This is a genomic window from Bacillus sp. AFS017336 (assembly GCF_002555445.1).
GTDB lineage: Bacteria > Bacillota > Bacilli > Bacillales > Bacillaceae_G > Gottfriedia.
This window is the reverse complement of the sequence record NZ_NUCO01000024.1, coordinates 21,471-36,224: the sequence shown is the minus strand read 5'-3', so window position 1 is coordinate 36,224 and position 14,754 is coordinate 21,471. Positions and strand designations below refer to the sequence as shown.

Genomic DNA, 14,754 nt, shown 5'->3' with positions numbered 1-14,754 from the left:
TAAAAGGACTATGGTGATGACATGAAGGAAAAAATCGGTTTATTAGTTATGGCTTACGGCACGCCATATAAAGAATCAGATATTGAACGTTATTATACAGATATCCGTAGAGGTAGAAAGCCTTCTCCTGAAGCGTTAGAAGAGTTGACGGAGCGATATCGTGCAATTGGAGGAATTTCTCCATTAGCAAAAACAACAGTTGAACAAGCAAAAGCTTTAGAAGAAGATTTAAATAAGATCCAAGACAATGTAGAATTCAAAATGTATATCGGACTAAAGCATATTGAACCATTCATTGAAGATGCAGTAGACGAAATGAAGAAAGACGGTATAACAAAGGCGGTTAGTATCGTACTTGCACCACACTATTCAACATTCAGTGTAAAATCGTATAACGAACGTGCTACAAATCATTCAGATAAAGTAGACGGACCAAAAATTATCCATGTTGATGACTGGTATAAAGAAGAAAGATTTATTCAATATTGGGTACGCGAAGTAGAAAAGGTTTTAGAACCAATGAATGAAGAGCAACGTGTTAAAACGGCATTTATTTTTTCAGCACATAGCTTACCTGAAAAAATTCTTACTTATGGTGACCCATACCCTGATCAGCTTAAACAAACTGCCGAGTTAGTTGTTGAGCAATCTGATATTCGTCATTATTTTTTAGGCTGGCAAAGTGCAGGAAACACGCCAGAGCCTTGGCTTGGACCTGATGTACAAGATTTAACACGTGAACTGAATGATAATTATGATTTTGATACTTATGTTTACTTACCATTAGGATTTGTAAGTGAGCATTTAGAAGTACTTTATGATAATGACATAGAATGTAAACTTGTAACAGATGAAATTCAAAAAGCATATGTTCGTCCACCAATGCCTAATACAGATCCATTATTTATTAGTGGACTAAGTACGGTTGTATTAAGAAAATTAAACGAACAATAAATATGGTTTTGAAATAGGGGGTTAAGAAGTGAATAAGAAGGTCGTCATTATTGGTGGCGGTATTACTGGATTGACAGCTGCCTACTATTTAAAACAAGAAAAAATAAAAAATAACCTTCCGATTGATATTCAATTAATTGAAGGATCATCAAGGCTTGGTGGGAAAATCCAAACGATTAGAAAAGATGGATTTGTGATTGAGCGTGGACCTGACTCATTTTTGGCAAGGAAAAAGAGTGCGTATCGATTAGCTGAAAATTTAGGTATTCAAGATCAAATCGTTTTTAATTCTTCGGGAAAATCCTATGTTTTAGCCCATAATAAATTACATGGAATGCCAGAAGGTTCTAATATGGGGATTCCTACTCAAATTAAACCTTTTATATTTTCAGGTCTATTTTCACCCGCGGGAAAAATTCGTGCAGGTCTAGATTTTGTTTTACCTAAAACACATGTCCAAGGGGATATGTCATTAGGTAAATTTTTCAGAAGAAGACTTGGTAATGAAGTAGTTGAAAATTTAATTGAGCCATTATTATCAGGTATTTATTCTGGCGATATTGACCAAATGAGTTTGATGGCGACATTTCCTCAATTCTTCCAAATTGAACAAAAACATCAAAGTATTGTTCTAGGTATGAAAAAAGAAATGCCTATAAAAAAATCAAAAGGTCCTAGAAAAGGAATTTTCCAGACTGTAAGTACAGGACTTCAAACAATCGTTGAACGAATTGAAGAAGAGTTAGATAAAGAGGAAGTTTTAAAGGGTGTACAAGTTGTTAATATAAATAAAGTTGGAAAAAAATATGAGATTACACTAAACAATAATGAGAAAATCGAATCAGATTCAATTATCGTTACTGTACCTCATCGTTTCATTCCACAACTATTTAACGATAAACCTGTATTTGAGCCTTTCAAAAAAGTACCTTCTACTTCAGTTGCTAACGTTGCACTTGCATTTCCGGAGCATGCAATTAAGAAGGATATTAATGGTACAGGCTTCGTTGTTTCACGAAACAACGACTATAATATAACAGCATGTACTTGGACTCATAAAAAATGGGCACATGCCTGTCCAAAGGGTAAGGTCCTTTTACGTTGTTATGTTGGCCGTCCATACAATAAGGAAATAGTCGATAAAACAGATGAAGAACTTGTTGAAATTGTTTTAGAAGATTTAAGAAAAACGATGGATATAACTGAAAAACCTGAATTTTATATTGTTTCAAGATGGAAAGATGCGATGCCTCAATATACGATTAATCATAAAGAGCGCACGAAAAATATGGAACAATATTTACAAAAGGAAATGCCAGGAGTATCAGTGATTGGCTGCTCATTTTATGGTTCAGGTTTACCAGATTGCATAGATCAAGGTGAAAAAGCAGTTTCAGATACGATTGAGTTCTTATTCTCTAAAGAAAAACAATCTGTTCCAAGTTATTAAAGAATAGAGCAACCATAAAGTAGATTGATACTTTTGAGGTTGCTCTTTTTATTTTGACGCTATACTATAACAGTTTTGTGTTATAAGAATTTAGTGAAACAATAAGGCCTCTAAATCAAAAACTATCTTTTAAGCATTTTGAGCAAGTATTACTGTAGCAATCATGTTGTTCTTCAATCGTCGAATTACATTGTTTACAAAGTTTCTTTGGTAATTGTTTAAAAAATTCGGACATTTTTACAAGCATGCTACCATCTCCTTTGATTAATTAACTTATTAGTATTGTATTACTACAACTTATTTTATGTCAATCTGTATTAGTACAATTTTTAAAAAATAATCTAAATGCCTATTTTCAGTTAAACAGTAAGGACGACTTATAAATTTGAATTTTCATAGAAATAATAAGTAGAAAGGAGCGTGTTTTTTTATGAAAGTAACCGTAATCGGTTATTGGGGCGGCTATCCAGGTAAAAGTGAAGCAACATCATGTTATTTATTTAAATCTAAAAATTTTAATCTATTGGTTGATTGTGGTTCAGGCGCGTTAGCTGCTTTACAAAATTACATTGATCCTAATAGCTTAAATGCTGTAATCCTTTCACATTATCATCATGATCATATTGCGGATATAGGAGTACTACAATACTACAAGCTTGTAAACGCTGATAAGCTTAAGTTTGCTTTACCTATATATGGTCATAACTTTAATCAAGAAAAATTTAATTCATTAACATATAAAGAGGCAACAAAAGGGTATGAATATAAACCAAATGAGGCCCTAGATCTAGGTCCATTTACAATACGTTTTCTTAAGACTGTTCATCCAGTTGATTGTTTCGCATTCCGAATTGAAACTGCAAATCATTCGGTCGTATATACTGCAGATTCAAGCTTTACGGAAGAGTTCATGCCATTCTCTTCCAATGCGGATTTACTTATAAGTGACTGTAATATGTTTGAACACCAAGATGGAGCTAAAGTGGGACATATGAGCAGTAAAGATGCTGCGACGATAGCGAATGAAGCAAATGTAAAAGAATTACTTTTATCTCATCTTCCTCATAAGGGAAATACAAAAGATTTAATCATTGAAGCAGAGAAGTATTATAATGGAATTGTTCATTTAGCTTATACAGGATTTGAATGGAAATCAAAAGGATAGGAGAATACACATGTTATTTTTAGATAATAGAGGAATTACGGATCCAACATTAAATTTAGCGATGGAAGAATATGCGCTAAAAAATCTAGATCCTGAAAATACATATTTTTTATTTTATATTAACGAACCATCAATCATTATTGGTAAAAATCAAAATACTGCCGAGGAAATTAATGCGGCCTATGTAAATGATCATAACATCCATGTTGTACGAAGATTATCTGGTGGCGGAGCGGTATATCACGATTTAGGGAATCTAAATTTTAGTTTTATTACAAAGGATGATGGTGATAGCTTTCATAATTTTAGAAAGTTTACTGAGCCAGTAATCGATGCACTAAAAGAACTTGGTGTGAATGCAGAGCTTAGTGGCAGAAATGATATTTTAGCTGAAGGTAGAAAAATCTCTGGTAACGCACAATTTTCTACTAAAGGTAGAATGTTTAGTCACGGTACATTGTTGTTTAATAGTAATATTGATGAAGTTGTAAATGCATTAAATGTAAAACTAGAAAAAATCCAATCCAAAGGGATTAAATCTGTTAGAAGTAGAGTTGCAAACATTAAGGAATTTTTAAAAGAAGATATTACGATTCTAGAATTTAAAGAATTAATATTACAATCAATTTTTAAAGAACACGGCAAAATAGAACGTTACGAATGGACAGATGAGGATATTAAGAATATTAAAGAGCTTGCTGAGAGTCGATATCGCAATTGGGATTGGAATTTTGGGAAATCTCCTAAATGTAATATTCAACAAAATAAGAGATTTGCAGCTGGATCAATTGATATTCGTTTAGATGTAAACAAAGGAAGTATTGAAAATGTTAAAATTTACGGTGACTTCTTTGGAGTTGGAGATGTATCTGATATAGAACAGCTTCTTATAGGTAGTAAATTTGATAAACAAGAGATTGAAAATAAGCTAAATGAAGTTAATTTTACACATTATTTTGGTAACGTCTCTAAAGAAGAATTTATGAGTTTATTATTTTAAAAAAAGAGTAGGAAACTACTCTTTTTTTGTTAGGTGTAGCAAATCAAAGACTAAAAAGTGCTAGTATTCTCACTTGTCAGAATTGTTTTCTAGCAATATAATATATTTAGAATATTTTAAATTTTTATATTTAAAGGGGGTAGTTTTTCTTGAATTTAGTTGAAACACTGTCACAATCAGCTTTAAAGAATCCTGAACACTCTGCCGTTATCTTTGAAGGACAAACTCTATCATATTCAACACTAGATACTTACATTACGAAATTTGCGAGTGGTCTCTCAAAACTAGGAATTGAAAAAGGAGATAAAGTAGCTTTAGTTGTTGGTAATTCTCCTCATTTTATTATAGCGCTATATGGTGCCTTAAAGGTTGGAGCGGCTGTTATACCAGTTAATCCTCTTTATTCGCCAGATGAATTAGTATACATATTAACAAACGGCGACGCAAAAGCAGTAATCACCTTAGACTTATTTCTTCCACTAGTAGAAAAAGCTTCACCGATTCTTCCAAACATCGAACACTTCATTATTTGTGAAACAAAGCAAGAAAATCCGTATGAATTTAAAAACAATAAATTGAAATCGTTTACAAATGTAGTTGGCCTTGGAGATGTAAATTTCAAAGGGCCTGAATTAGAAGAAGATGATTTAGCAGTTATCTTATATACTTCTGGTACAACAGGAAAACCAAAGGGAGCTATGTTAACGCATAAGAACTTATATTCGAATGCAATGGATGCAGGCCATTTTTTAAGCTTTTCGAGTTCTGAAAAAGTAATAGCAACTTTACCTGCTTTTCATGTATTCTGTCTAACTGTAGCTTTAAATGCGCCTTTAATGTACGGAGCTACTGTTATTTTAGTGCCTAAGTTTAGTCCAAAAGAAATATTTGATATCATTCGTTCTTATAAGGCAACAGTATTTGCCGGTGTACCAACAATGTATAATTTCCTATATCAATTCCCTGAAGGAAATACAGAGGACTTTGAGTCTATTCGATTATGCATTTCGGGAGGTTCCTCATTGCCAGTTGCACTATTAGAAAATTTTGAGAAGAAATTTAATGTTATGATCTCAGAAGGTTATGGATTATCAGAAGCTTCACCTGTTACTACATTTAACCCATTAGATCGTCCGAGAAAAGCAGGATCAATTGGAACAAATATTAGCAATGTAGAAAATAAAGTTGTTAATGCACTTGGTGAAGAAGTTGTAGTTGGCGAAGTAGGTGAATTAATCGTCCGAGGACCAAATGTTATGAAAGGTTATTATAATATGCCAGAGGAAACGGCAATGACGATTCGTGACGGCTGGCTATATACTGGTGACCTAGCAAGAATAGATGAGGATGGCTATTTCTATATAGTCGATCGCAAAAAAGAACTGATTATTGTAGGTGGCTATAATGTGTATCCGCGTGAAGTTGAAGAAGTAATTTACAACCATCCTGATGTTGTTGAATGTGCTGTAATTGGATTACCAGACGATAATTTCGGCGAAAGTGTAAAAGCATATGTCGTTTCTAAAAACCCATCATTAAGTGTAGAAACACTGGCAGAATATTGCAATGCACATCTTGCAAAATATAAAGTACCAAGATCAATCGAGTTTATTTCTGAGCTACCAAAAAATGCAACAGGTAAAATACTTAGACGAGCATTAAAGGATTCTGTTATTCAATAGGGAACAGTAATAAAAGTACAACCGAATATGGTTGTACTTTTTGGTGAGAAATTAATTACAAACAGAGGGGATTTTAGTTATCAAATTATCTGGAGGTATAATTTCTTTTATCTAAAATAATAATAGGTATTGGGTTTTAGTTAGTTTTTGTTAATTGCAGTTAGTTGCAGTTGTTGATAGAATGGAGGTAAGAGGTGATGAAAATGCCATTAACTAATCACGATAAAAAGGTTTTTCAAGAGTCTGCTTTAGAGTTACAAGAAATGGATTTTAAAGAATGGGCATCAAAAAGTTTTTCCAATAAGGATTTTCGAAGTGCATTTTTTAAAATGATGAATAATATTGTCGAGTTAAATCAAACCTCATCTAACCACCGTTATAGTTCAGCTGTATCAGTAGAAAATAAAAAGATGCTTGCTGAATTATTACTTTTAGCCTTCGATTCCGTCGAGAAGCCACAAAGAAAATTTACTGAAAATCCTCTAGTTGCAAAAAGAATACCAAAAGAAATGCAAGGATATTCGACTGGTCAGATTGCAAAATTTTTATATGTAAGCATTACAACAATTAATAACTGGGTAAAAGAAGGAAAGTTTTTTATTGAACAAGCGGATGGTCAAGTTATTAACGTTGAGCGTTCTAATATTAATGAAAAATTACGTTTCCATCCAAACACTTTGTTCGAGGCTCCAACTGGAGTTCGCTTAAAATTAAAAGATATTGCTGAAGCATATTATGCAGATAAGAAAGAACATGAAATGCTTGAAAGAGAATTCTCGGTTAATACAGAAGAAGAACAAATCAGACTATATAACGATTACTTTATAAATAAATACCACGGTACATTTGAAGAAGTATTTGGTCATAAAAAATGGGACGAATTAACTCCAGAAGAAGATACAGATAAATCAATGTGGTCTTTCTTCTTAAATAGAGCAAAAAATGAAGAAAATAATTGAGATTGAAAGAACTAAATTTCACTTAATTGAATTATATTATAAAGATATAATTCGAGAAATTCAAAATATCCCAACTGCTGATATCCCAAAACACTATGTGGTCCCAACGTGTATTGTCAGGCAAAAAGGATAAAGTTTACGTTTGAATCAGACATTCCTGATCTAAAATGTATAGAATACATAGATAAAAAATCTGATAAAATAGTAGCTTATTTCTATGATTGGGAAAATAGTGCTGGAGCAATTATGAAATTTCACAACCATTATCATCATGATGAAGCACCAGAGGAAGTGAAGGAGTTTGATCCATTCCACTTACATATCGGGAAAGATCAATTTGATAAACTTGCAAAAGCTCGTAAAAAAGATGAAGAATTCATGTGTCTACAAAAAGTATTAGATTTTATTAAGCTCCATGTGTATGCGAAAATAAGAGAAAAACATTTAAATCCAAAATGAAATCTGTTTGAACATAAACTACGAAACGATTCGTGGTTTTATTTTTTAGACTTTAAAATTCGGTAATGTAATTTTAAAAATTTATGTAATGGAGTTAATTTTTTTGAGTCTAACAGAAAAAAGTATTTAAAAATATAATAGGTTGAAGTTCTAAAAAATTGGACAAAGTTGATAATATAGAGTGGGGGGAGATTTTATGAAAAAAGCTACGAAAACGAAGTTGACCAAATACATTTGTCTAGGTTATCTCGTCTATATCATTTTAATCCTGTTATACTTTTATGTATTTACAAGTCCTGACCTACCTTCAAAATATAAAGGCACTTTTGTAGATCCACATACGTTTATGAATCATAAAGAAGCTAATTTAAGTTCTAGTTATAGCACATTAAAAAATGTTCTTTACTTTATTAGCTTACCGATTGATTGGATTGTTTTATCACTTTTATTATTAAGTGGAGCGATTGAAAGATTAGGTGAATCGTTAGCTAAGTTGACTAGATTTAAGTTTATCCAAGTCCTTTTATATTATTTCTTTGTCTCAGTCATTACATATATTGTTACATTTCCAATTGACTTATATCGATTTAAGTTATCAACTAAATATGGATTGTCTGTTCAAACATTTAATGCGTATATGAAAGATGAAATGATTAGTTTTTGGATAAATTTTGGAATGATGTTTTTTGTGCTGTATGTGCTGTATTTATTAATCAAAAAACAACCAAAGAAATGGTGGCTAACGGCGTGGCTATTAAGTATTCCTTTTACAATATTTTTAACGTTTATTCAGCCGGTCGTCATCGATCCATTATATAATGATTTTTATCCATTGAAAGATAAAAACTTAGAAAAGAAAATTATTACATTAGCTAAAGAGGCGAATATTCCTGCTCATCGGGTTTATGAAGTAAATATGTCGACTAAGACCACGACTTATAATGCCTACGTTACGGGTATAGGTAAAAATGCAAGAATTGTTTTATGGGATACAACTCTAAAGGGGTTAACTGAGGATGAGATTATGTTCATCATGGCTCATGAAATGTCTCATTACGTACACAAAGATATCTATAAATCAATGTTTGGCTTGCTAGCCGGAAGCTTAGTTGGTCTGTATATCATTCACTTATTAATGAAGTATGTTCTATCAAAAAGTAGGAGCAGTAACCAGGCTGAAAAAATGGCAGTTGTCTTAACACTATTTTTAATCATTAGTGGAGTTGTAGAATTTATTTCTGACCCGGTTTCAAATACTTTTTCTAGAAGTGCGGAGAAAAGAGCGGATTTATATGCTGTTAAGTTAACACATGATCCTGAAGCAGGGATTATTGCTTTTCAAAAATTATCAAAAAACAGTCTTTCCCAGGTAAATCCTCCATTTCTTGTGAAGTTATTTAGATATGATCATCCGACTATGTTAGAAAGAATGCAGTATTTAGAGGCAGCTGAGAAAAGAAATGGTAACAAATAAATAAAAATTCCTTTTGAATTTTTAGCTTGTAGGCATGTCACATGTCTACAAGCTTTTTTTGTACGCGGAGAATTCATCTTAAAAAAGAATAATAGCATGAAAATCATCTGTATCTCTCAGTTCAGTAAAATTTATATAGTAAAAAATTCGATCAAAAAGTAAGAAAATTAACTGAAATTTTTCTATTTATTTAGAGTATAACTGTCGAAAAATCTTTTGGAAAAATTTTCAGAAATTAATATCCATTTTGAATACTCTGTTATATAATAACGTAAGTATATAAAAACTGTTATATAACTGAATGGAGGGATCGTATGACAACTGAGCTTTCGAAAATTAAGGTTCTAGGTAATCATGTAGAGGGTTCAACTGACATTCTTACGACCGAAGCTTTAAATTTTTTAGAACAATTACATCTGAAATTTGATCAACGTAGACAAGAGCTGTTATTAAACAGAAAAGAAAGAATGCGCTTTTTACAAAATGGAGGTAAGCTTCAATTTTTGGAGGAAACAAAACATATTCGTGAAAGTGAATGGACAATTGCGCCTATTCCAACGGATTTACAAGATCGAAGAGTAGAGATAACGGGACCGGTTGATCGGAAAATGATAATTAATGCATTGAATTCAGATGCGTTCGTTTTCATGGCTGATTTTGAGGATGCAACTTCTCCAACTTGGGAAAATATTATTTCAGGTCAGGTCAATTTAAGAGATGCTGTGAATCGAACGATTTCACTTCATTCAAAAGGAAAAATTTATCAATTAAAAGAGAAGCCAGCTGTACTAATAGTCCGCCCAAGAGGCTGGCATTTAGAAGAAAAGCATATCACTGTAAATGGTGAAAATATGTCTGGTAGCTTAATAGATTTTGGACTTTATTTTTTTCATAATGCAAAACAGGCATTAAAAAACGGCTCAGGTCCTTATTTTTATTTGCCTAAAATGGAAAGTTATTTGGAAGCAAGATTATGGAATGATGTTTTTGTATTTGCTCAAAACGAATTGAATATCCCAAATGGAACGATTAAAGCAACTGTACTAATCGAAACAATTGCTGCTTCATTTGAAATGGATGAAATTCTGTATGAGTTAAAAGATCATTCGGCAGGATTTAATTGTGGAAGATGGGATTATATTTTTAGTTTTATAAAAATGATGCGTTACGATCAATCAATTATTCTTCCAGATCGTTCCGTTGTGACGATGGAAGTACCTTTTATGCGCTCATATTCTCATAAAGTAATCCAAACATGTCATCGTAGAAATGCTCCGGCAATTGGAGGAATGGCTGCTCAAATTCCAATTAAGGGTGATAAGGAACGGAATGATGCTGCGTTTGAAAAGGTAAGAAAAGATAAAGAGCGAGAAGCAATAGATGGTCACGATGGTACTTGGGTGGCTCATCCTGGTTTAGTAGCTGTTGCACTTGAACAATTTAATCAATTTATGCCTACACCAAACCAGATTCATAGAAAACGCGAGGATGTATATGTAACTGAAGCAGATCTTTTAGAGATTCCTAGTGGAGTCATTACAGAACAAGGTCTTAGAACGAATATAACAGTTGCGATCCAATACATTGAGGCATGGTTAAGTGGACGAGGAGCTGTACCACTTTACAATTTAATGGAGGATGCTGCAACTGCTGAAATTTCGCGTGCGCAAATTTGGCAATGGGTACGTCATGAAAAGGGTATTTTAGAGGACGGTACAAACATTACTCTACAATTAGTTGATTCATTAAAAAACGAAGAAATGATGAAGCTTCAACTAGAAATCGGTAAAGAAGTATTTGAAGCAAAGCAATTTAAAAAAGCAATTGAATTATTTGATGACTTAATTAGCAACGATGAATTTGCAGATTTTCTAACTTTAAAAGGATATAACTTTTTATAAAATTAGGAGGTAATGAATATGACGAAAAATCGTGAGAAACGTATTGCTGAATTACAAGAAAGCTGGGAACTTGATTCTAGGTGGAATGGTATTACAAGGACTTATACAGCTGAGGATGTTATTAAATTAAGAGGATCAATTGATATTGAACAAACATTAGCTAAAAAAGGTGCAGAAAAATTATGGAAGCTTTTAAACGAAGAGAGCTATGTTAATGCATTGGGAGCATTAACTGGAAATCAAGCAATTCAACAAGTAAAAGCAGGTTTGAAGGCAATCTATTTAAGTGGATGGCAAGTAGCTGCAGATGCAAATCTTTCTGGTCAAATGTATCCAGATCAAAGCTTATATCCAGCAAATTCTGTACCAGCTGTTGTAAAAAGAATAAATCAGGCTTTCCAACGTGCAGATCAAATTCAATATGTTGAAGGTGGAGAGGAAGTAGATTACTTCGCACCGATTATGGCAGATGCAGAGGCAGGCTTCGGTGGCCAATTAAATGTATTTGAACTAATGAAAAGCATGATTGAAGCGGGAGCGGCTGGAGTACATTTTGAAGATCAATTGTCTTCTGAGAAAAAATGCGGTCATTTAGGCGGAAAAGTATTATTACCTACTCAAACTGCGGTTCGCAATCTAATCTCTGCTCGTTTAGCAGCGGATGTAATGGGAGTTCCTACTCTAATTGTTGCACGAACTGATGCTGATGCAGCTGATTTAATTACAAGTGATATTGACCCGGTTGATCAGCAATTTATCACAGGGGAAAGAACACCAGAAGGATTTTATCGTACAAAAGCTGGGTTAGATCAAGCAATTGCTCGTGGTCTTGCTTATGCACCGTATGCAGATTTAGTTTGGTGTGAAACATCAGAGCCAAATTTAGAAGATGCAAAACGATTTGCAGATGCAATACATGCAAAATTCCCTGGTAAATTACTTGCATATAACTGTTCTCCTTCATTTAACTGGAAGAAGAAATTAGATGACGAAACAATCGAGACATTCCAACAGCAAATTGCTGCAATGGGTTACAAATTCCAATTCGTTACACTGGCTGGTTTCCATGCATTAAACTTTGGAATGTTTGAATTAGCTAGAAATTATAAAGTGCGTGGAATGGGAGCATATTCAGAGCTTCAACAAGCTGAATTTGCAAGTGAGCAACATGGCTACACTGCGACAAGACATCAACGCGAAGTAGGAACAGGTTATTTTGATCAAGTAGCTCAAGTTATTACTGGAGGAACTTCTTCAACTACAGCTCTTAAAGGTTCTACAGAAGAACAACAATTTTCATCTAATTAATGAAAGTAACCACTTTTTCTACTAGAAGAGAAAGTGGTTTTTTTATGGCTATTATCCTAAAATTTAGTAAACATTGACACTTTTGTTAAACTATTTAAATATTGATTTTGCTATTAATAATTTATGATATTATTTTTCTAACATCTATGTTTGCTACTATACTTCGTGTTAAAAAATTTTTTATTGGTGTTGTTAAATATAGAGAATGGTATTTTTAATACTTTTCGACATTTAACAGAACTCAAAACTAATAACAGAAGGAGTTGTAATGATGAATAATTCGAAAGGAAAAGTCAAGGTACTAAACGAGTATGAAATCAACAAATCAACAATGGCAATCATACCTGAGTTTACGGTGGATTTAGTAGTGATTTCAAAGGTATTGGAATCAAATGATAATTTTTATGTACTAATGAAGCCGATTGAAATTATTGAGAGAAGCTGCGCTTATTTTGGAAGCAGTTATCGCGGCAGGCGTGAAGGCACAAAACAAATGATATCCATTACTCACAAACCACCAATTGCAATCAGCTCAATGAATCAAATTTTCTTTTTCCCCACTTCATCTTCTTTAAAAGTAGAATGTTCTTGGATCTCCTACAATCACGTTTCAAACTTCAAAGGCGGTAAATATAATCGATCAATTGTTGAATTTTTTAATGGTGTTGAACTCCCACTAGATATATCCCGCGGTTCATTTGAAAATCAATTATATCGAACTGCCCATTTAAGAGCTATTTATGAAGATCGACTCAATCAAGAGAATGCTGCACAACAAAGAAATTATAGATTAGTTCCTGATAAAGAAATTACTTCTTATATAAAAGGAGCAACGGTACACGAAAAATAAAGAGGAAGTTTAAAATTTGACTACTTTTACATTTAGTAAAGTAGTTTTTTTAGTGTATTTATCGATCGTTTATTAGAATTTAATTAAGGATTATTAGGAATAAATTAGTAAAAAAGTACTTCAAATAAAAAGAGGCAATTTATGACAAAAAATAGTAGTTAGAATCATTTATTATTATTGAATAAATAGTTATATGTGATAATGTTAACAGTAAGGATATCAATATAGAAATACGGCTTAAGGAGATTCATATTTAGATGAACGTTTTTGACATAAAGGCTTTTTTTACAGAGGAACATTTTTTACATCTTATTCAACAATACAAAGATTATGGTCCATTAGTTGGGATATCCATGCCATTTCTTGAAGCATTATGCCCAATTTTACCTTTGGTCGTTTTTATATTTGCTAATGCTGCGGCATTTGGACCTTTATTAGGATTTTTATATTCTTGGATTGGTTCTTGCTTAGGTTCCATTTTATTATTTTATGCTGTGAGGAAATTTGGTCAGAAACGATTTTTTTCATTTTTAAGTAAGCATAAGAAAGTAGAATCATCAATTGGATGGATTGAAAAAAGAGGATTTGGTCCAATTTTTATCATGTTTGCTTTTCCGTTCTCTCCATCTTTTTTAATAAATATTGTAGCGGGTTTGTCCCGTATTAAAATTTCCCAGTTTTTAATCGCATTAGTACTTGGAAAGTTTACAATGATTGCTGTGATTAGCTATTTAGGGAAAGATTTAACTTCTGTGTTTCAAAATCCAATTAAAGCATTATATATAGGAATCTTTATTTTTATATTGTGGATTGTTGGAAAAGTGATTGAGAAACGTATGGACATCAAAGAAAAAACAACAGAGAAAAAGGGTACACCTCAATCATCTGATGAGCAATAAAGCATTATTACTCAAAAGGGAGAGAGTTTGTTTATGCTAAGAAAAGAAGTATTTGATTGGGGAAAAGCAATCTTTATCGGAATCGCAATTGCTTTTATTGTTCGAACTTTTCTATTTTCTACTTATGTAGTTGATGGAGAGTCTATGATGCCAACTTTAAAGAATGGAAATTTACTAGTAATAAATAAATTTGGATATGAATTAAGTGATATAAAAAGATTTGATGTAATAGTCTTTCATGCAAATAAACAAGAGGATTATGTTAAACGAGTTATTGGTTTACCAGGAGATTCAATCGAATATAAGGATGATCAACTTTATATTAACGATAAAAAATGGAGTGAACCATTTTTAAATGATTACAAAAGTACTCTAAAGGGAACACCTTTTACTGGTGACTTTAATTTAAACGAAATTACGGGTAAAGCTAAAGTTCCATCTGGTTATGTGTTTGTAGAAGGAGACAATCGACCAAAAAGTTATGATAGTCGTTTGTTTGGATTTGTAAAAATTGATAAAATTGTAGGGAAGGTCGATTTACTATATTGGCCGCTTTCAAACTTGAATACGAATTTTAACAAGTAAGCTCCTTATAGGGGCTTTTATTATTAGGGGCAGAAAAGACAGGAAGAGCACGTAAAACGAAAAAAGCA

Annotated in this window: 14 protein-coding genes; 13 read left to right on the top strand and 1 reads right to left on the bottom strand. The window is 32.5% G+C overall.

From position 1 onward, the window contains the following. The first annotated feature begins 21 nt into the window (after positions 1–21). Both hemH and hemY read left to right on the top strand, forming a co-directional pair. Positions 22–954, top strand: a complete 933-nt coding sequence (gene hemH / locus CN601_RS14480; protein ID WP_098171423.1) for a ferrochelatase — start codon at positions 22–24, stop codon at positions 952–954. A 28-nt stretch (positions 955–982) separates the two neighbouring features. Further along, positions 983–2,404, top strand: coding sequence for a protoporphyrinogen oxidase (gene hemY / locus CN601_RS14475; RefSeq protein WP_098171422.1), 1,422 nt, complete (start codon positions 983–985; stop codon positions 2,402–2,404). A 115-nt stretch (positions 2,405–2,519) separates the two neighbouring features. On the opposite strand, the gene yhfH is transcribed toward hemY, so the two are convergent. Beyond that, positions 2,520–2,639, bottom strand: coding sequence for a protein YhfH (gene yhfH / locus CN601_RS14470; protein WP_369700043.1), 120 nt, complete (start codon positions 2,637–2,639; stop codon positions 2,520–2,522). A 195-nt stretch (positions 2,640–2,834) separates the two neighbouring features. Between yhfH and CN601_RS14465 the strand changes: the two genes are divergently transcribed. From CN601_RS14465 to lepB, 11 genes are all read left to right on the top strand, one after another. Then, positions 2,835–3,569, top strand: coding sequence for an MBL fold metallo-hydrolase (locus CN601_RS14465; protein ID WP_098117191.1), 735 nt, complete (start codon positions 2,835–2,837; stop codon positions 3,567–3,569). Between the two features lie 10 nt (positions 3,570–3,579). Next, positions 3,580–4,569: a lipoate--protein ligase gene (gene lplA, locus CN601_RS14460; RefSeq protein ID WP_098171421.1), complete on the top strand. Its 990-nt coding sequence runs from the start codon at positions 3,580–3,582 to the stop codon at positions 4,567–4,569. Between the two features lie 149 nt (positions 4,570–4,718). Continuing rightward, on the top strand, positions 4,719–6,251 hold the full coding sequence (locus CN601_RS14455; protein WP_098171420.1) for a fatty acid--CoA ligase family protein: 1,533 nt from the start codon (positions 4,719–4,721) through the stop codon (positions 6,249–6,251). 197 nt (positions 6,252–6,448) lie between these two features. After that, positions 6,449–7,210: a MerR family transcriptional regulator gene (locus CN601_RS14450; RefSeq protein ID WP_098171419.1), complete on the top strand. Its 762-nt coding sequence runs from the start codon at positions 6,449–6,451 to the stop codon at positions 7,208–7,210. Positions 7,211–7,318: 108 nt separating this feature from the next. Beyond that, positions 7,319–7,669, top strand: a complete 351-nt coding sequence (locus CN601_RS14445) for a toxin-antitoxin system TumE family protein (protein WP_098171418.1) — start codon at positions 7,319–7,321, stop codon at positions 7,667–7,669. Between the two features lie 196 nt (positions 7,670–7,865). After that, positions 7,866–9,143, top strand: a complete 1,278-nt coding sequence (locus CN601_RS14440; RefSeq protein WP_098171417.1) for a M48 family metallopeptidase — start codon at positions 7,866–7,868, stop codon at positions 9,141–9,143. Between the two features lie 314 nt (positions 9,144–9,457). Continuing rightward, positions 9,458–11,044, top strand: a complete 1,587-nt coding sequence (aceB, locus tag CN601_RS14435; RefSeq protein WP_098171416.1) for a malate synthase A — start codon at positions 9,458–9,460, stop codon at positions 11,042–11,044. An 18-nt stretch (positions 11,045–11,062) separates the two neighbouring features. Further along, on the top strand, positions 11,063–12,352 hold the full coding sequence (aceA, locus tag CN601_RS14430) for an isocitrate lyase (protein WP_098117198.1): 1,290 nt from the start codon (positions 11,063–11,065) through the stop codon (positions 12,350–12,352). Positions 12,353–12,623: 271 nt separating this feature from the next. Beyond that, positions 12,624–13,202, top strand: a complete 579-nt coding sequence (locus CN601_RS14425) for a competence protein ComK (RefSeq protein ID WP_179865557.1) — start codon at positions 12,624–12,626, stop codon at positions 13,200–13,202. A 257-nt stretch (positions 13,203–13,459) separates the two neighbouring features. Further along, entirely contained in the window at positions 13,460–14,101 is a 642-nt protein-coding gene (locus tag CN601_RS14420) for a TVP38/TMEM64 family protein (RefSeq protein ID WP_098171415.1), read from the top strand. 33 nt (positions 14,102–14,134) lie between these two features. Continuing rightward, on the top strand, positions 14,135–14,686 hold the full coding sequence (gene lepB, locus CN601_RS14415) for a signal peptidase I (RefSeq protein WP_098117201.1): 552 nt from the start codon (positions 14,135–14,137) through the stop codon (positions 14,684–14,686). The last annotated feature ends 68 nt before the right edge of the window (positions 14,687–14,754 follow it).

Bases quoted from the DNA above. Each gene is read 5' to 3' on its own strand.
- lplA (WP_098171421.1), top strand. From the start codon at position 3,580: ATGTTATTTTTAGATAATAGAGGAATTACGGATCCAACATTAAATTTA.
- yhfH (WP_369700043.1), bottom strand. From the start codon at position 2,639: ATGTCCGAATTTTTTAAACAATTACCAAAGAAACTTTGTAAACAATGT.
- aceA (WP_098117198.1), top strand. From the start codon at position 11,063: ATGACGAAAAATCGTGAGAAACGTATTGCTGAATTACAAGAAAGCTGG.
- hemH (WP_098171423.1), top strand. From the start codon at position 22: ATGAAGGAAAAAATCGGTTTATTAGTTATGGCTTACGGCACGCCATAT.
- aceB (WP_098171416.1), top strand. From the start codon at position 9,458: ATGACAACTGAGCTTTCGAAAATTAAGGTTCTAGGTAATCATGTAGAG.
- lepB (WP_098117201.1), top strand. From the start codon at position 14,135: ATGCTAAGAAAAGAAGTATTTGATTGGGGAAAAGCAATCTTTATCGGA.
- CN601_RS14425 (WP_179865557.1), top strand. From the start codon at position 12,624: ATGAATAATTCGAAAGGAAAAGTCAAGGTACTAAACGAGTATGAAATC.
- CN601_RS14450 (WP_098171419.1), top strand. From the start codon at position 6,449: ATGAAAATGCCATTAACTAATCACGATAAAAAGGTTTTTCAAGAGTCT.
- CN601_RS14440 (WP_098171417.1), top strand. From the start codon at position 7,866: ATGAAAAAAGCTACGAAAACGAAGTTGACCAAATACATTTGTCTAGGT.
- CN601_RS14465 (WP_098117191.1), top strand. From the start codon at position 2,835: ATGAAAGTAACCGTAATCGGTTATTGGGGCGGCTATCCAGGTAAAAGT.
- CN601_RS14420 (WP_098171415.1), top strand. From the start codon at position 13,460: ATGAACGTTTTTGACATAAAGGCTTTTTTTACAGAGGAACATTTTTTA.